Source organism: Flagellimonas taeanensis, from assembly GCF_003584105.1.
In the GTDB taxonomy this organism is placed as follows: Bacteria; Bacteroidota; Bacteroidia; order Flavobacteriales; family Flavobacteriaceae; genus Flagellimonas; species Flagellimonas taeanensis.
Map to the genome: position 1 here is coordinate 352319 of NZ_QXFO01000018.1, position 18371 is coordinate 370689.

Annotated in this window: 11 protein-coding genes; 5 read left to right on the top strand and 6 right to left on the bottom strand. The window is 44.3% G+C overall.

The features are described 5' to 3' along the window. Positions 1-17 precede the first annotated feature (17 nt). Positions 18-1277 carry a cysteate-C-fatty acyltransferase gene (locus D2V93_RS09580; protein WP_119619312.1) on the top strand — a complete coding sequence of 420 codons (1260 nt, stop codon included), beginning with the start codon at positions 18-20 and terminating at the stop codon, positions 1275-1277. Positions 1278-1416: 139 nt separating this feature from the next. Here the strand turns inward: D2V93_RS09580 and D2V93_RS09585 are convergent, their stop codons facing one another. After that, the gene (locus D2V93_RS09585) at positions 1417-2538 is read right to left on the bottom strand and encodes a GTP cyclohydrolase (RefSeq protein ID WP_119619313.1); all 1122 of its coding nucleotides are present in this window, start codon (positions 2536-2538) and stop codon (positions 1417-1419) included. A 261-nt stretch (positions 2539-2799) separates the two neighbouring features. Continuing rightward, positions 2800-3783, bottom strand: coding sequence for a transporter (locus D2V93_RS09590; protein WP_119619314.1), 984 nt, complete (start codon positions 3781-3783; stop codon positions 2800-2802). A gap of 85 nt (positions 3784-3868) precedes the next feature. Between D2V93_RS09590 and D2V93_RS09595 the strand changes: the two genes are divergently transcribed. Genes D2V93_RS09595 through D2V93_RS09610 form a run of 4 tightly spaced genes read left to right on the top strand, consistent with a single transcriptional unit; the run spans position 3869 to position 9317 of the window. Beyond that, positions 3869-4129: a DUF4834 family protein gene (locus D2V93_RS09595; RefSeq protein WP_119619315.1), complete on the top strand. Its 261-nt coding sequence runs from the start codon at positions 3869-3871 to the stop codon at positions 4127-4129. 24 nt (positions 4130-4153) lie between these two features. After that, positions 4154-6589: a YfhO family protein gene (locus tag D2V93_RS09600; protein WP_119619316.1), complete on the top strand. Its 2436-nt coding sequence runs from the start codon at positions 4154-4156 to the stop codon at positions 6587-6589. Then, positions 6589-7857 (top strand): glycosyltransferase, encoded by a 1269-nt coding sequence (locus D2V93_RS09605; protein WP_119619317.1) that lies wholly within the window; start codon positions 6589-6591, stop codon positions 7855-7857. Before D2V93_RS09600 ends, D2V93_RS09605 begins: the two co-directional genes overlap by 1 nt. Further along, positions 7857-9317 (top strand): oligosaccharide flippase family protein, encoded by a 1461-nt coding sequence (locus tag D2V93_RS09610; RefSeq protein WP_119619318.1) that lies wholly within the window; start codon positions 7857-7859, stop codon positions 9315-9317. The genes D2V93_RS09605 and D2V93_RS09610 overlap by 1 nt, the downstream gene beginning before the upstream one ends. 50 nt (positions 9318-9367) lie before the next feature. Here the strand turns inward: D2V93_RS09610 and D2V93_RS09615 are convergent, their stop codons facing one another. From D2V93_RS09615 to D2V93_RS09630, 4 genes are all read right to left on the bottom strand, one after another. Then, a complete protein-coding gene (locus D2V93_RS09615) occupies positions 9368-10552 on the bottom strand; it encodes a hypothetical protein (protein WP_119619319.1) in 1185 nt (394 codons plus the stop codon). Positions 10553-10679: 127 nt separating this feature from the next. Further along, a complete protein-coding gene (locus D2V93_RS09620; protein WP_119619320.1) occupies positions 10680-12620 on the bottom strand; it encodes an OmpA family protein in 1941 nt (646 codons plus the stop codon). 13 nt (positions 12621-12633) lie between these two features. Continuing rightward, positions 12634-13587: a PorP/SprF family type IX secretion system membrane protein gene (locus tag D2V93_RS09625; RefSeq protein WP_119619361.1), complete on the bottom strand. Its 954-nt coding sequence runs from the start codon at positions 13585-13587 to the stop codon at positions 12634-12636. A gap of 50 nt (positions 13588-13637) precedes the next feature. After that, entirely contained in the window at positions 13638-18104 is a 4467-nt protein-coding gene (locus D2V93_RS09630) for a gliding motility-associated C-terminal domain-containing protein (RefSeq protein ID WP_119619321.1), read from the bottom strand. Positions 18105-18371: the final 267 nt, after the last annotated feature.

The following is an 18371-nucleotide window of genomic DNA, read 5'->3' on the forward strand; positions in this document are numbered from 1 at the left end:
TCAAATTTTAAAGGTAAATGAGAGATTTATTTGATAGAATCATTGAAAATAAGGGACCACTGGGAAAATGGGCCTCACAGGCCGAAGGATATTTTGTATTCCCGAAATTGGAAGGACCCATTTCCAACAGAATGAAATTCCAAGGAAAGGATGTCATAACGTGGAGTATCAATGACTATCTGGGTCTCGCCAGTTCACCGGAAATCAAAAAAGTGGACGGGGAAGCCGCCATGGAGCATGGGGCCGCCTATCCTATGGGTGCCCGTATGATGAGTGGCCATACCGATTTCCATGAGCAGTTGGAGAAGGAACTTGCCGAATTTGTCCACAAACAAGCATCATATTTGCTGAACTTTGGTTATCAAGGATTTATGTCCGTCATTGACGCATTGGTATCCAAGGATGACATTATTGTATACGATGTGGATTGTCATGCCTGTATCATTGATGGGGTGCGACTACATATGGGGAAACGTTTCACCTTTAAGCACAACGATCCCGAAAGCCTTGAAAAGAACCTGGAACGCGCCACCAAAATGGCCAATGAGACAGGTGGTGGCATACTGGTCATTTCCGAAGGAGTATTTGGAATGAGGGGTGAACAAGGCATCCTTAAAGAAATCGTGGAACTGAAGAAAAGATTCAAGTTCAGGTTCTTGGTAGACGATGCCCACGGTTTTGGCACTTTGGGGAAAACAGGCGCCGGAGCAGGTGAGGAGCAAGGTGTGCAGGATGGTATCGACGTCTATTTGGCCACTTTCGCTAAATCAATGGCTGGAATCGGGGCCTTTGTTGCCGCAGATAAAGAAATCATCGAGTATTTGAAATACAACCTCCGTTCGCAAATGTTTGCCAAGTCATTGCCCATGATCTATGTGAAAGGAGCATTGAAAAGGTTGGACATGTTGCGTACCATGCCGGAACTGAAGGCAAAACTTTGGGAAAACGTGAACGCATTGCAAAATGGCCTTCGCGAACGTGGCTTTGACCTTGGAACAACCTCAAGCTGTGTTACTCCCGTCTATTTGAACGGTAGTATCCCAGAAGCCATGGCTTTGGTGAAAGACCTACGCGAAAACCACGGTATTTTCTGCTCTATTGTGGTGTATCCGGTAATTCCTAAAGGATTGATTCTATTGCGTTTGATCCCTACGGCCACCCACACCATGGAAGATATTGCCGAAACTTTGGATGCTTTCTCATCGATTAGGGAAAGACTGGAAAACGGTACGTACAAGCGACTATCTGCTGCCGTTGCGGCCGCAATGGGGGAATAGAAAGGTTTTTCTTCTTAGTTTTTTATCCGTTTCTCGATCACACCTTTTTTAGAACGGTGTTGATAGATAGTATATTGCTAGTGGAAAACAGGCAAATTTCCCTTGGCTCTAATATGCTAGGTAGAGTTTTGTCCGCTTTTTACGATAGGTCCTTGCGGTATGTTCTCCTGCGCTTGTGCGTCACGGGATCAAAATGCTTCCACATCTGTCGTATAGCCAGATTGTCCTCCAGTTCCGGGGTGCGGATGCAGTTCACGATGCCTTTTTTCCTGAATGTATGATAGAATTCATTGAAGATAATGGCAGTGACCCCTTTGTTCTGGTAATCAGGGTGGATGCCGATCAGATAAAAGATCACATCCTTGCTGTTCTTCTTGGCGTTCAGCAGATGAAAGATGCCTGTGGGGAATAGTTTGCCGTTCGCCTTTTGCAATGCTTTGGAAAAAGAGGGCATCACAATGGCAAAGGCTACCAGTTTATCCTCGGAATCTACCACAAATTTGATGTATTCCGGATTGATGAAGCTGATGTATTTATTCTTGAAATATTCCTTTTGAATGTCCGTGATCCGTACGAAGGAAGACAGTTTAGAGTACGTTTCATTGAACAGGTCGAACATTTTGTCCACCCAGGGCATAATATTCGCACTCTTCTCAAAGTTCATTTCCTTGAGGCCATATCGCTTTTTTACCAACAGGTTGGCCTTATAGAAAAATTGCGGATCGGCCTTGGCTGCCAAAAACTTGTTTTCCAGATATTCTTTTTCCTTTACAAAGCCATGATGTTCATAGTGCGATTGGTAGTACGAATGGTTATACCAAGTGATCATGGTCCCGATATGGTCAAAACCTTCAATGAGCACCCCCACCTTGTCCAAATTGGAGAAACCCACAGGTCCTTCCATGTATTCCAACTGGTGTTGTTGGCCAATTTCCTTTACTTTGTCCAACAATGCCTTGGAGACTTCCAGGTCATCTATAAAATCGAACCAGCCAAAGCGCATTTTTTTGAGGTTTTGGTCGTTCACTTCCAGCCAATTGATGATGGCCGCGACGCGACCGACTATTTTGTTGTCCTTGTAGGCCAAGAAAAAGGAAGCTTCAGCATTTTTAAACACAGGGTTGATATCCTTGTCAAAAGAATCCATTTCATCTTTGATGATGGGAGGGACCCAATATGGGGAACCTTTATAGAGGGAGAACGGGAATTTGACAAACCGCTTTAGATCTGCTTTGGACTGGACCTGCTTTATGGTGATCATACATCAATTTTTGCAAGGCCAATAATAGGGAATATTGGTAATAGTAAAAAGCGAAACCGCTAAGTATTGAAAAATCCTTGGGTTTGAAAAGTAATACAACGGATAACTGTTATTAAGTTACTCAGTTATTTGGACGGCACGCTTTAATAACTCAGTAATCTATAATGCAATCAACTGGTTTGATGTTGTTACATTTGAGTATGAGATAATGTTTTAACTAATAGAGAATGAGTCAACTATAAAAAGAGACAATAAAAAAAATTAGAAGTCGATATCATCTTTTCCCTTTTTTCTGTCCTTTTTTGACTTTCGTTTGTTGGCGTTCTTTTTGATGCTGCCGTTTTGCCCGGCGCGCTGCTCGTCTATGGCCTTCACTTCATCTTTGTGGAAGTCCAGACGGTAGGAAAAGCCGAGAACGGCAAAAATGCGTGAGGGTGAATTCTTGAAACCAGAGCCGAGGTGAAAATCGGCCTGAAAGTCAGAATTGATAAGACGGGCCACACCGGTTCTGAGGATGACATCGGAATAGCGGTCGCCCGAAATACCCTGGCCTTCCACAAATATGCTCCACCTAGGATCACGAAAGGCATGGGTCACGGAAAGGGCGTAGCGCCATTCGGGAAAGTCTGTCCCGATTCGGTCATAGGCGATATTGGAGATCAGCACCACTCTGGGCGACAGTCTACTTTGGGTATTCACACCCCCTCTGTATGAAAGGCTGGGATCTCCCGGATAAAAGGGATTGTCGCCAAATAGGAAATTGGCCCCACCATATACCGATACGGCAGGAATCAGGTTTTTCCATTGGAACACATTGTTGGCCCTCCAGCTATACAAATTAGGTTTGTTGCGTTCCGGATTCTTATAAGGGTCATATACAAGGTATTTCAGGCCCAGACGGTTTCGTGAAAAATTGGTCAATTTCCCTTCGATCCCAAAATCGGGATAGGTAATGTTCTGCTTCATAAAAGATCCTTCCAGATTGATCTCCAATTGCTCGAACAGCAAACCGTAGCGAAGGGCATAATCTGTACCAAAAATGTTGGAATCGGAGTTCAGGTCCACATTGTCCTGCTGTTCATAGAAGAGCCCCACCTCAGTCTGTACCACACCTTTGCCCACGGCATAGGCGCTTACCGCCCTTCCAGGTCTATTGGAATTGATGACGTCCGTGTATTGCGCACTAAGGAGCGTTGGAAGTAAGGCAAAAAAGAAAATTGACCTTTTGGCAATGGAAAAATCCATATAACTGATTTTAATACTATTTTAAGATACGTTTCCGGGGTTTAGCGGACCAACAGTGTAATTTTGTTACAATAACGAGAGCTATATGGTTTTACTACAAACGATTTTAATCATCATATTAGTATATCTTGGGTTGAAATTGCTCCTAAAATGGTTGGCCCCAAGATTGCTCAATTATGCCATCAAGAAGACCAGTGAGCGGTTTGGGCAGCAGTTTGGAGCTCATCAAGATTTTGGTGGTGGAAGAACGCAACAAGGGGATACCACCACAGTCAAGAAGCCGTTCAGAAAATCCAACCCTTCAAAAAAAGTTGGAGAATACATAGATTTTGAAGAAATTGACTAATATTTGTCTTTTCAAAACCTATCCATGAATCTCTCCCCAAAAACCATTATCACCCATATTTGTGTAATCGGTTTGTTCGTCCTTGCCTCATTGCTCTATTTTTATCCAGTGTTGCAGGGCAAGGCCATTTTCCAATCGGACATTGCCCAGTACAAGGGTATGGCCAAGGAAAGGGATGCCTATAAGGAACTGACAGGCGAGGAGACCTATTGGACCAACAGTGCGTTTGGTGGAATGCCCACCTATCAGCTGGGGGCCAACTATCCGAACGATTATGTGAAAAAACTGGACCGCGCCATCCGTTTCCTGCCCAGGCCTGCGGATTATCTATTTCTTTATTTTATAGGGTTTTATATCCTGCTGCTCTGCTTAAAAGTTGATTTTAGGTTGGCGGCACTGGGTGCTTTGGCCTTTGGTTTTTCCACCTATCTCATCATCATTCTAGGAGTGGGACACAATGCCAAGGCACATGCACTTGGGTATATTCCCATGGTCTTGGGCGGGATTGTGCTTGTCTTTCGAAAGAAATACCTATTGGGGTTCATATTGACGGCTGTGGCCATGGCACTTGAAATCACGGCCAACCACTACCAGATGACCTATTATTTTATGCTTCTGGTGTTGATTCTGGGTCTTGTACAGCTTATTTATGCCATCAAGGAGAAGCAACTGAAACATTTTTTTGTCTCTGTGGGCCTATTGATACTGGCAGTTGTGTTGGGCGTTGCCACCAATGCTACGGGGATTATGGCCACCAAGGAATATGCGGATTGGAGTACCAGGGGAAAATCGGAACTCACTATTAACCCTGATGGCAGTCCAAAGGAAACGACCAGCGGCCTGGAGAAGGAGTACATCACCCAATACAGTTATGGCATTGCAGAATCCCTGGACCTTTTTGCACCCCGATTGTTCGGGGGAACTGGCCAAGAGAATTTAGGCAAGGATTCCAAGGTCTATCAATATTTTGTGGACCAAGGATTGCCGCCCTCCCAGGCCTTGGAAGTGTCCGGGCTTTACCTGTACTGGGGGCCACATCCATTCTCTGGTCCTGCGGCACCGGCCTACATTGGGGCGATTATCGTGTTTTTGTTCGTTCTTGGGCTGTTTTTGGTCAAGGGAAAGAAAAAATGGTGGTTGTTGGCAGGTGCGTTGATGTCCCTCTTACTTTCTTGGGGAAAAAACTTTCCATTGCTCACGGATTTCATGATCGATTATTTCCCTCTCTATAACAAGTTCAGGGCAGTATCTTCCATTCAAGTGGTTTTGGAGCTCTGTTTCCCTGCTTTGGGAATTTTAGGGCTCAGGGAACTGTTCCGGTCAACTCTGGATCAAAAGGAAAAGGTAGCGGCCCTGAAATGGAGCTTTATAGTTATTCTCGGATTGGTCGTATTCCTCTTCTTGTTGATGGGCATTTTCGATTTTTCTGGGGCGAACGATGACCGTTACCGTCAATATTTTGGTGATGCGGTACTGGAAATCCTCAAAAGCGACCGCAAGGCCGTATATGTCGCAGATACCCTCAGATCATTGATATATGTGGTACTGGCAGCGGCCGCACTTTGGTTTTTCATCAAGGAAAAGATTGGAAGGAACGTATTTGTATTGCTATTGGGCGGATTGATCTTGTTCGATTTGGTGGGCGTGGACCTTCGCTATGTGAACGAGGACAATTTTGTTCGCCAACGACAAATGAGCGAACCTTTTCAGGCCAGTCAGATAGACCAAATGATCCAGCAGGACGATTCCATTTTCAGGGTGTTCGATCCGCAGGAAGGACTAAACGGGGCTCGCACCTCGTATTTCCACAGTTCCATTGGGGGCTACCATGCGGCCAAACCAAGAGCTCTACAGAACCTGTTCGAATACCATTTGTACCAGAACAACCTTCAGGTGCTGAACATGCTGAACGTGAAATATATCATCCAGCAAGATGAAGAAGGCAACAGCATTCCCGCCATCAACGACGATGCAAATGGAAATGCTTGGTTTGTTGAACAATTGGTTCCCGTTTCCTCAGCGGATGAAGAAATAGGGAAATTGAAGGATTTCAATTCCAGATCACAGGCCATTGTGAACACCAAGATTTATCCGAAGTTGACCAAACTTAGGTACGAAGTGGATTCGTTGGCCCAAATTGAAGTAATGGATTATCGTCCCGATTATATCAAATACCGTTCTTCCAACCCAAATGATGGTTTTGCGGTCTTTTCGGAAATGCACTATCCATCAGGGTGGAACGCCTTTATTGATGGAGAGGAACAGCCCCACTACAAGGTGGACTATGCCTTACGGGGAATCAAGGTCCCAGCTGGAGAGCACAATATCGAATTCAAGTTTCAACCCAAAGTGGTGGAAACCGGAAGTCAAATTGCATTGATCTCCAGTATTTTATTGGGATTGGTCATTGTGGGCAGTATCGGCTATTCATTTGTTGGCAAAAAATCCAAGGACTCCTGATGCGAAAGGTTTTGGTCATAGCATACTATTGGCCACCAGCCGGGGGACCAGGAGTACAGCGATGGCTAAAGTTTGTAAAATATCTCCCGGAGTTTGGGTTTGAACCGATTGTTTATGTCCCGAAGAATCCCAATTATCCCATTGTGGACGAAAAGTTGTTGGACGATGTACCCCAAGGCCTCCAAGTCATTAAACAATCCATCAAAGAGCCGTACGGGTTGGCTTCGCTGTTGTCCAAGAAAAAGACCAAGACGATCAGTTCAGGGATCATCAGGGAGAAAGACCCTACCTTTTTGGAGAAACTCTTGCTGTGGATCCGCGGCAATTTTTTCATACCGGATGCACGCAAATTTTGGGTGAAACCGTCCATTTCCTTTTTGGCCAAGCTCATTGCGGATGAGGGGATCCAAACTATCATCACCACAGGACCGCCCCATAGTTTGCATTTGATCGGAATGGGGTTGAAGAAACGATATGATTTGCAATGGATTGCCGATTTTCGAGATCCTTGGACTTCCATTGGCTATCACAGCAAATTACGTTTGACCCATTTTGCGCGTAAGAAACACTTGAAACTAGAAAGGGAAGTACTGGTTTTGGCAGATAAGGTAGTAGTGACCAGCCGCACGACCCAAAAGGAATTTGAAGCCATTACACCCAAACCCATCAAGGTGATCACCAACGGTTTTGATGATGTGCTACCCCCCGTTGGTTTAGATCCGGAGTTCACCATATCCCATATCGGGTCGTTGTTGACGGGAAGAAACCCTTTAGGGTTATGGCAGGCTCTGAGCGAATTGATCCAAGAAAACGCTGCGTTCCAAAAGCATGTGAAAATACAGTTGGCCGGGGTAGTGGGGGAGGAAGCCCTGCAATCCATCAAGGATTTTGGATTGGATCCCTATGTGGTCCAAATGGGCTATCTGTCGCACGAAGAAGTATTGAAAGTACAGCAGCGGTCCCAATTGCTTTTGTTGCTGGAAATTGATTCCGAAGAGACCAAGGGTATCATCCCAGGAAAACTTTTCGAGTACTTGAACGCCAAACGCCCCATTTTGGCCATTGGGCCCGAAGAATGGGAAGCAGGCAACATGGTTTTGGAAGTACAGGCAGGTACGGTCTGTTCCCACAACGATATCGCTTTGTTAAAAAATGTACTTTTGGATGGCTTTACACGCTATCAGCATGGGAATTTAGCATGTGGCTCCGGGAACATTGAAAAGTACCACCGGAGAGCGTTGACCGAATCCTTGGCAAAATTCATCTAATGGGAATTGTTCTCAAACAATCAGTTCAGAACATAGTGTACACGTATGTTGGCTTCTTTATTGCCGCCATCAATACGCTTTTTCTCTATACCAAAATATTGCCCGATGCCTATTATGGGCTCGTTACTTTCATCTTGGCCTCGGGTGCCATTTTGATGCCCTTGATGGCCTTTGGGGTGCACAACACCATGGTGAAATTTTATAGCCGTTGCCCCGAAGAGGAGAAAGATGGTTTTTTGACCCTTATGATCCTTGTGCCATTGTTGGGCGTTGTTCCTGTGGCATTACTGATTCTATTGGGCTACAATCCTTTGGGTGATTTAATTTCAAAGGTGAACCCTATCGTGAAGGACTACCTTTGGTACATCTTTATTGTTGGCCTTTCCATGGCCTATTTTGAAGTGTTCAACGCTTGGTGCAAGGTGCATATGAAGTCTGTGTTCGGGAATTTCATGAAAGAGGTCTTCATCAGGGTAGGGGTCTCCATTTTATTGGCCTTGTTTTATTTTGAGATGATATCCTTGGATACGTTCCTAAAACTTTTGGTCGGTCTGCACCTTTTGAGGACAGTCATTATCAAAATATATGCCTTCACACTTCGGTACCCCAAATTGGATTTTCATTTTCCTGCACATACAAAGGAAATATTGTACTACTCCCTTTTGATCATTTTGGGTGGGTCGGCTGCATTGATCTTGTTGGAAATTGACAAGGTGATGCTGAACCAATTCGTCAGCATTGAGAATGTGGCCTATTACAGCGTGGCCGTTTATATTGCCACAGTGATCATTGTCCCATCGCGGGCCATGCACCAGATTACCTATCCCTTGACGGCGGAACTCTTGAATTTGGGGGATATGATCGGGTTGAAAAAACTGTACCAACGAAGTTCGCTGACCCTTTTTATCGCTTCGGGCTTTTTGTTTGTACTGATCATGTTGAACCTGAACGACCTCTATTTATTGATTCCTGAAAATTACAGGAGCGGTTTTGTGATCGTGTTCTTGATCGGGCTTGCCAAAGTACTGGATTCCCTTTTAGGGAACAACAACTCCATTTTGTTCAATTCCCAATATTATAAGACGGTTTTGGTCTTTGGGGTGGGGCTTGCCATATTGACCATCGTACTCAATTATTTATTGATCCCCAAATTGGGATTGGAAGGAGCTGCACTGGCCAGTTTTGTGTCCATTTTCATCTTCAATCTCGTAAAGCTTGTTTTTGTAAAGATGAAGTTTGGCATTTTGCCTTTCACCCAAGAAACCCTCAAAGTGTTGGCCACATTGGTGGTATTATCGGCACTGTTTTACTTATTGCAGTTTCCCTTTCATCCTATTTTGAACATTATGCTGAAATCCGGTTTGATCGTGGGGATGTATGTGGTGATTTTGTACCGTTTTGGGATTTCTGAAGATGTTTCTAGCCTGTTGAATAAATGGCTCAAAAAAAATGCCCCGTAGCGGATAAATCCAACCACGGGGCAAACAACTAACCAACCTAAAAACTATTTTTAATTATTTCCTCTAGAGCTTCTGGAGGAAGATACCCTAGCACTGCTGTTGCTTCTTTTGCTAGCAGAATTGCCGGAGCTTCTATTGACTGTATTCCCCGAGCTTCTGGAAACTGTTGTTCTCTTTGTATCATTTCCTCTGCTCACCGTTGACCTGCTACTGGAAGAGCTCCTAGTTTCGGGCTTTTTGTAGGTGGTCGTGGATCGCGACACCGTTTTACGGTCCGGGGTCGATGTGACCCTTCTTTGGGTAACGCTCTTTGTGTTTGGGGTGCGCTCCACCTGTCTTTGGGTCACAGTCCTGCTATCGTTGGCATTGCTCCTTGAAGCACTGCTACTGCGTTGTACGGATTTTTGTGGCGACGCTTGTCTTTTCACATTGCTGTTACCGTTGTTGGAACGGATGGCCGGACTTCCATTGCGTTGACTATTTTGGGCCACAGACCTGTTGCTCCTACCAGAATCGGAACGTCTTACAGTGTTGTTGTCACGTACGGCGACCCTGCTGTCATTTCGGTAAATGTTATCCCTTCTGTAACGGTTATCGTTCCTATATACCTTTCCGACAGAAGCATAAGCTCTACGGACATTGTTTCGGTAAGGGGCATAATAGGTATATCGAACGGGGGCGTAATATCTCCTATAAGGTCTGGTGTACACATTACAGAATCCAATGGAAGGTCTTATAAAGTACCTGTGGTAAGGCATGTACACGTAATGTCTATTATAGATGTTGATGTATCCTGTATAGTGACTGAAGACACCTCCATTGTAGTAAACGTGCAATCCACCAATTCTTCGGACCCTACCGTTGTTGTACCAAATGTCCACATTTCCAATTTGGGAAACACGTCCGTAATAATCATAGAATATGGGAATGTTCTCTACTTGGATCACTGCCCCATAATCATCATACTGTACAAACGGGTTGTAGTCATAACCAGAGTTGAAGGTGATGCCCACATTACCAATCTGGGCTCCAATGCCCACATTCACCCTGTTGTCCATGTAGAAGTCGAACTCACCATCGGGATAAACTGAAAAAGTTACCCCATCTTCCACAAAGATGAATGAGTTACCGTATCCACGGACAAAATTTGTCTCAATCGTGGTTTCTGTCTTTGCTGCTTGGATGTTTGGGATTCCAAGTGCAACCGCTGCTATTATGAGTACTAACTTTTTCATATTACAAGGTTTTAAGTTCTAGATACAATTATTCGTATCCAACCAAGTAATATCAATCAGCGTGCCAAAAAAATAGATAAAACCGCAACTTAATGTTTGTCAGAAAGTTGCGGTTTATTTTAGGTGGTTAATTTTTTATCAGGAACATGGACCTTCTGTTGAATTGATGGTCTTGTTCGGAACAATTCGTTCCATTGGAGCATTTATTGACCAATTGAGATTCGCCATATCCCTTGGCGGACAACCTGTTTCTATCCACTCCTTTTTTCACCAGCCATTCCATGGTGGATTTGGCCCTTCTGTCGGACAGTTGCCTATTGTAATTGTCATCTCCCCTGGAATCGGTATGGGATTCAATATGGATGACCAATTGTGGGTATTCTTTCATGGCCTGTAGAATCTTGGCGAGTTCCACTTCCGCGTCAGGTCTGATATTGTGTTTGTCAAAATCAAAATAGATGGGTTGCAGGTCTAATCGACAGCCCAAGTCATTAATAGGGCAATCGGGTGGAGCAAGGGCCAAATCAACTTGTGTGGTCATTACTCCAACAGGTGTGATCAATGTCTTTTCCTTGGGCTGGTAGTCCATTTCATTGTTGGAGGCCCTAACGGCATATTGTGTACCGCAATCTGCAATACCTTCAAAACTATAGGCACCATTGCTTTGAACTGTCTTTTGGGAAACAACCTCATTGTTTTCATCCAAAAGGGTGACCAATGAACCTTCAAGTGGTCTGCCCGTTTTTTCATCGGTAATGATCCCTTTTATAATGGCATTGCAATTTTCATTGAATGCGTATATGTCATCCGAAACACTGCCCTCATTACCTTCCCTATTGGAAGAAAAGTAACCTGTTTTTTGGGATTCATCTATGATGAAACCAAAATCATCTTGACTGGAGTTGATAGGAGCTTTGAGGTTAGTGACCGTTTTGAACTGGCCATTACCATTCAATGAGACCACAAAAACATCCAGACCTCCCAAGCCCATGTGACCATCACTGGAAAAATATAGATTGCCACTTTCGCTTACAAATGGAAAACTTTCCCGCTCTTCAGTGTTGATTTTTGGGCCAAGGTTAACGGGTTGACCGTATTGTCCGTTGCCCAAAATATCCACATACCAAAGGTCCGATCTTCCGACTGAACCTTCCATGTCCGAGGAAAAGTACAAACGGTTCTCAGTACTGTTCAATGCGGGATGGGCCACTGAATATGAATTGCTGTTGAACGGCAATTCTTCCACATCACCCCAACTGCCATCATCTTTTTTATTAGCTTTGTATATTTTCAGGCTGATCAGCCTTTTTTTATCCCTTTTCTTTTTGCCGTTCATATAATTGTTACGCGTAAAGTACATGGTCTTCCCATCTTTGGTGAAGACTGCGGAAGACTCATGATATGGCGTGTTGATGTCCCCTTCAAGGGCGATGGGATTCTCCAAAGCTCCATTTTCACCTATTTCCGCCTCATAAAGATCTAAATAGGGGAGACCGTTCCAATCATGCGTTTTTCCACCTTCTGTATTTTTGGAAGAGGATGCGAACACAATTTTATTGCCATGGAACGTAGGGCCAAAATCTGAACTGGAAAGTCCTTCGGTAATATTGATGGCCCTATATTTTGTGGTCTTGTCATTGGTTAGATCCTGAAAGGAAACAGCACTGTTCTGCAGGTTTGTAGCGACTTTGCTATTGCCGGACAGCGTTACGTATTTGTCCATCATTTTTTCTGACTCGCTGTATTCCCCTATGCTTTTCAATGTTTGTGCCGTACGGTAATAATACTCTGGCTCCACATCGTTGGGATAGCTTTGGAACAGCTTTTTGTACCATTTTGCGGCTTCGGAATATTCGCTATTGAAATAATAGGTATCCCCTAATTTCTTGAACACCTGTGCGGATTCATAACCATCTTCCACAACATTGAGGTATATCTTTCGGGCATCGATGTAGGCATAGCTGTCAAACTGTTCATCAGCTTTTTTCACCTTAGCTTCTTGTGCACTTAAAACACCAATGGACAAAAGTACGATCAGTGTGATGTGTCTTAAATTTCCTGTTTTCATCCTAGACTATTATTTAAAAGAACCTTGGGGTTACAATCCTATCTGATCTGTTGAAAATGTCGAAGCGAAGAAATACCTCGTAGGAGCCATCGCTATACTGTTCGATATTGGTAGATTGATAATCGTAGGCCAACCCTACAAAAAAGGAATCTGTGATTTGAAATCCGGCCATGGCACTTACCGAGGCGCTCCATCGATAGGACGCTCCCAAAGTGAACTTTTCATTGATCAGGAAATTGGCGGACATGTCCCACTGCAATGGGGAACCACTCACATGTTTGAACAATGTGGCGGGCTTGAACTTCAAGTTTTCGTTCAAGTCGAAAACATAACCTGCAATCAAGAAATAGTGCAAGCGTTCAATGGCGATATCGTTGACATTGGCATTTTCCAAAGAGCTCTCATCATAATGCTTGGAGTTCAGAAAATTTGGAACGGATAGCCCTACATAGAATTTATCGGTATAGTAATATGTGCCTGCCCCGACTTGTGGTTGGAGCTTGTTGTCCACATTGTTTTGAAAATGGGGATCATTGGGGTCAAAAATGTTCAGCTTGCTGTAGTCGACATTCAACATATCCAATCCAGCTTTTAATCCAAAGGCCAGTTTGGCTTCATTGAGAAAACGGATAGCATACGCATAGTCTACCACTACATTGGATTCTACGGCGGGGCCTATTCGATCGTATACTATGGAAAGACCAAGTCCCATATTGTCATACAGTCCTATGGGAGAGTTTACCGTGAACGTACCGGTTTCTGGTGACCCTTCAAGGCTTACCCATTGGGTTCGGCCCAGTAGTCCAAAGCTCAATACCTCCCTTGAACCTGCATAGGCAGGGTTTACCACTTGGGTGTTGTACATATACTGTGTGTATTGTGGGTCCTGCTGGGCAGTGGCCGAATACAGGGCGGCAAAGAGGGCAAAGGCGGATAGCCAAAGGCTCCTATGTTTGTTCAAAATCATCTTCTTATCTAAAAATTCTACGTTTTTCATTATTGAAATGCTCAGTTGTATTAGTCCCTGTTGATATATAGGTATCCTGAATAGCTATCCTTTCCTGGATTTGCCCCGGTGAAGGTCAATATGTAGAAATAAGTACCACTGGGAAGTTGTTTGTCTTTTTGGAAAGTGGCCCTTCCTTCCGAGATACCATAGAACAGGTTGCTGCCCTGACCATACTGTTCACTTTCATAGACCAGTACGCCCCAACGGTTATAGATCTTCAATTGGTTATCTGGGTAGTTTTCGATGCCCTGTACACGGAAATAATCGTTGGAACCATCTCCATTGGGTGTGATACCATTGAAAATCTCAAACCCGATAGGAGTGCCACCATCTGTACAGGCATCGATTGGGATAATGGTCTGAGTTGTCTCATTTTCGACATAACTATCATTGTCGGACAAGTCCATCAACTGTATGTCAAATCCAATAGGTTCACCAGTGACAATAGCTTGATTAACGATGTTACCACTGTCAATATCGGCTTGTACGATGTATCTGTCGGCTTCAAAAGTCCAAGTTTCACCAATAGATAGGATACCGTCGCTATTCTCGTCACTTCCAACCAGTGGCCCGGCAATCTGTCCGCCCAACAATGGATCCATAAGGACAATATTGTCAATTGAAGCACTGTTGCTATTATTGGTCATTGTGAAGGTGTAACGTACTGTTTCCACACAACCATCACCATTGGTATCCACTAGTATACTTTGCTTGATAAGGGCTAAACTTACCCCGCCATCTGTACAGGCATCGTTTGGAATCGTTGTGGTGGTCATTTCATCTTCAAAAAAATCATTGTTATCCGACAGGTCGAACACAGGAGTGTCCCCCGCCACGGTATTGGCGGTCACTGTAGCTTGGTTCAATATAAATCCATTATCGATGTCATTTTGAGTAATGGCATATAATGCTTCATAGCTCCATGTTTCACCGGCGGAAAGGATACCATCATTGTTCGCATCTGTCCCGCCTATAGGGCCAAGTATTTGACCGCCCAGCAAGGGATCTTCCAAAATCACCTCGTCCAGATCTACCCCACTTGTATTGGTCACTATGAACATGTAGTGAATGGTATCAATACATCCATCGCCAGTAACATCAATCAAAATACTTTGCTTGATGAGCCCCAAAGTAGCCCCACCAGTGGTACAGGCATCATTTGGAATTGCTGTATTGGTTGGCTCGTTTTCGGATAGGCTGTCATTATCTGACAAATCGAATACTTGATTGTCAAGCCCTACGGGTTCAGCAATCACCATAGCCTGGTTGTTAATTGAAGCGTTGGTAATATCCTGTATTGTAATGGCATGCAAGGCCTCGTAGGTCCATGTCTCACCAACAGAAAGGATTCCATCACCGTTTGCATCCGTACCAATCATAGGACCCGGTATTTGGCCACCGAACAATGGATCTTCCAAGGCAACTTGATCTAAGTCGATACCGCCTGTATTGGTCACGGTAAAATTGTAAAGCACACTTTCGACGCATCCATCCCCATTAATATCTACCAAGGTACCTACTTTGATGAGTCCGATTCGGGGGCCATCTGTACAGGCATCATTGGGAACAGGCGTCTGTGTGGGAGTGTCCTCCAAAAGACTGTCATCATCGGACAAGTCCTCTGCCAAGACGTTTACGTTGGTAAATCCTGTTGCTGAGGCTTGGTTGTTTACAAAAGTATTGTTGATGTCCTGTTGCGTAATAGCATAAAGTGCCTCATACGTCCATGTTTCCCCTACGGAAAGGACACCATCATCGTTAGCATCCGTTCCATTGACTGGACCGGGTATTTGACCGCCGAACAAAGGATCTTCAATGAAGACCCCATAGAGGTCCACATCTCCTGTATTGGTCAAGTTGAAGGTGTAGAGTATACTTTCCATACAACCATCAGCATTCACGTCCACGACCAATCCTTCCTTAATCAATCCCAGTTCTGGATTTTGACAATGGGCCAAACTCACCACTGTAGGGTCGTCCTCCATAGGGTTGTCGTTGTCGGAAAGGTCGGAAACGGTTTCTCCCGGTTGTCCCTGAACATCTGCAATTACATCCGCCTGATTAATCACTTGGCCATTTATGATATCTGCTGGTGTAATGTTGTGTATGGCATTATATATCCATATTTCACCAGGGTCAAGAAAGGCATTATTGTTGTCGTCCCCTGAATTTGGTCCAGGCAGAACTCCTCCTAGAAGTGGGTCGTTCAGAACTATATTTTCCAAAGTATATATCCAACTGGAGTTGACCACCTCGAAGGTATATTGTATCACATCGCAGCCCGGACCACCGGACATGGATAATGCTTCTCCTGTTTTGATCAAATAAATTCCAGGTTGGCATGGTGTCAAATCGACAACGGTTGCATCATCCTCCAACGGACTGTCGTTATCGGAAAGATCGAAGACACTTTCACCTGGTTGTGCCTGCACATCGGCTGTTACTGTAGCTTGGTTGAGTACTTGTCCATTTGTAATATCCGTCTCAGTGATATCATAGTCGACAGTGAATGTCCATGTCTCACCAGGGGCCAATATACCGTCATCACCGACATCTTCCCCTGGATCTGGACCGGCAATGGGATCTACCCCAAGTAGGGGATCGGTAAGGACCACATTATCCAAGGAATAAATCCAACTGGGGTTGACCACCTCTATCGTATATCGGATGATATCACAGCCTGGTGCACCTGACAAGTCCAGAGCCTGACCAGTTTTTATGGCATAGATACCAGGTCGGCAAGCAGTTAAATCAACTATTGTCGGGTCGTTTTCCAGAGGGCTGTTATCATCGGAATCGTCGGTAACAATAATGCCGGGCAATCCTTGTACATCAGCGGCAACAGTCGCTTGATTGACTACTTGCCCATTTACGATGTCTGTTTCCTCTATATTATAGTAGGCAGTATAGATCCAAGTTTCGTACGTTTCGAGTATATTGTTATTGTTGTTATCACCAAAACCTGGACCTGCTAATGCATTGTTACCCAAAAGAGGGTCGATAAGAATCACATTGTCCAGATCATAGAATATACTTGTATTGTTCACTTCAAAAGTATATTGGATCACATCACACCCAGGGGCGCCTGAAAGAGAAAATGCCTGTCCCGTCTTGATCACAGAAATCCCTGCTTGGCATGCTGACAGGTCAACTATTGTAGGCTCGTCTTCCAGTGGGCTATCATTATCCGATAAGTCAGAAACAGTTACTCCTGGAAGATTTTGAACATCTGCTGTTACTTCGGCCTGGTTGATTACTTGTCCGGCGTTGATATCATCTACCGTAATATTATAGATTGCGGAATAAAGCCAAACTTCCCCAGGATCGAGAAGATTGTTGTTGTTGTCGTCACCATTGTCAAAGGTTGGTGGGTTGTTTCCCAATATCGGATCACTCAGGTCAACATTGCTCAATACTTGGGCACTTTCATTGGTCACCGTAAAACGATATACTATGAAGTTGCAGCCTACACCCGCATCAATATCCGCAACGGCTGCTCCAGTTTTAATGAGAGAGATGCCCCCTTGGCATTGGGTCAGGTCAATTATGGTGGGGTCATCTTCCAAAGGACTGTCATCATCCGACAAGTCAGTGACGATGATACCTGGAAAATTTTGTGTCCTGGCAGTTACCGTCGCTTGATTGGCCACTTGACCATTGGCTATGTCTTCGGGCGTAACATTGTAGACAGGAGCGTTGTAAATCCAAACTTCACCTGGATCGAGGAAGCCGACGTTATTGTCATCCCCAGAACTTGGTCCAGCTATGTTGCCTCCTAGGCGGGGGTCGTTAAGAACTACATTCTCCAATACTTGAAAGGTACCTTCATTGGCAACTTGAAAGCTATACAATGCAATCCCGCAATTTGGACGTCCAAAACCATCTATGGCCAGGCCTCCAGTTTTGATAACGGATATTCCTGGTTGGCATGCGGTCAGGTCAATTACCGTCTCTTCACCATCCAAAGGAGTGCCATCATCCGAGATATCGGAAATTTCCACACCGGGCTGACCCTGTATATCTGCGGTTACATTGGCTTGGTTGGCAATTTGACCATTGACGATGTCTGCTTCCTGAACGGTGTAATAAGCCGTATAAGTCCATATCTCACCAGGATCCATGGCACCATCATTGCCTATATCACTTCCAATGTTTGGACCAGGAACAATACCGCCCAATAGGGCATCGGTTACTTCAATGTTTAATAGTATTTCCCCGTTTGTACTAGTATTGGTAACCGTATACGTATATTCGATACGGTCACACCCGGGACCTCCCGACAAACTTCTTGCGATACCTGTTTTAACCAAAGAAATGGAAGGAGCAAAAAGTTCACCTTCCATACGGATGTCTTTGTTCCTGTTCCAGTTGGCCAAAAGACCACCAAAGTAAATTGTTGACATCAAGAAGGCGATGGGTGCCCATATTTTTTTGGAATGTGTTGAAGGAAGGTTCCTTAGACCGGCTTTTTTCATTGCGTATTTTTTATGGTTTCGAAGAGTAACGGCCACTTATTGCAATGGCAACCCATAATTCTTTCAAGGATTGTCCATAAAGCAAATAAGTATTTGATTTACAATTGAATGTTATGGTTTTTACACCTTAAAATTCCGTGCAAATGAAGTGAATTGAAAAGTTGTAAAAGGTATCCAATTGATGGATGGGCAGGTTGGGTTAATGAATGTGGGGTTTGGATCAACGGATGAAAAAGTGAAAAATGCAAAGGAAGGATATGTGCCTTG

Coding starts and splice junctions, on each gene's coding strand:
- D2V93_RS09630 (WP_119619321.1), bottom strand. CDS start 18,104: ATGAAAAAAGCCGGTCTAAGGAACCTTCCTTCAACACATTCCAAAAAA.
- D2V93_RS09610 (WP_119619318.1), top strand. CDS start 7,857: ATGGGAATTGTTCTCAAACAATCAGTTCAGAACATAGTGTACACGTAT.
- D2V93_RS09595 (WP_119619315.1), top strand. CDS start 3,869: ATGGTTTTACTACAAACGATTTTAATCATCATATTAGTATATCTTGGG.
- D2V93_RS09615 (WP_119619319.1), bottom strand. CDS start 10,552: ATGAAAAAGTTAGTACTCATAATAGCAGCGGTTGCACTTGGAATCCCA.
- D2V93_RS09605 (WP_119619317.1), top strand. CDS start 6,589: ATGCGAAAGGTTTTGGTCATAGCATACTATTGGCCACCAGCCGGGGGA.
- D2V93_RS09590 (WP_119619314.1), bottom strand. CDS start 3,783: ATGGATTTTTCCATTGCCAAAAGGTCAATTTTCTTTTTTGCCTTACTT.
- D2V93_RS09580 (WP_119619312.1), top strand. CDS start 18: ATGAGAGATTTATTTGATAGAATCATTGAAAATAAGGGACCACTGGGA.
- D2V93_RS09625 (WP_119619361.1), bottom strand. CDS start 13,587: ATGATTTTGAACAAACATAGGAGCCTTTGGCTATCCGCCTTTGCCCTC.
- D2V93_RS09585 (WP_119619313.1), bottom strand. CDS start 2,538: ATGATCACCATAAAGCAGGTCCAGTCCAAAGCAGATCTAAAGCGGTTT.
- D2V93_RS09620 (WP_119619320.1), bottom strand. CDS start 12,620: ATGAAAACAGGAAATTTAAGACACATCACACTGATCGTACTTTTGTCC.
- D2V93_RS09600 (WP_119619316.1), top strand. CDS start 4,154: ATGAATCTCTCCCCAAAAACCATTATCACCCATATTTGTGTAATCGGT.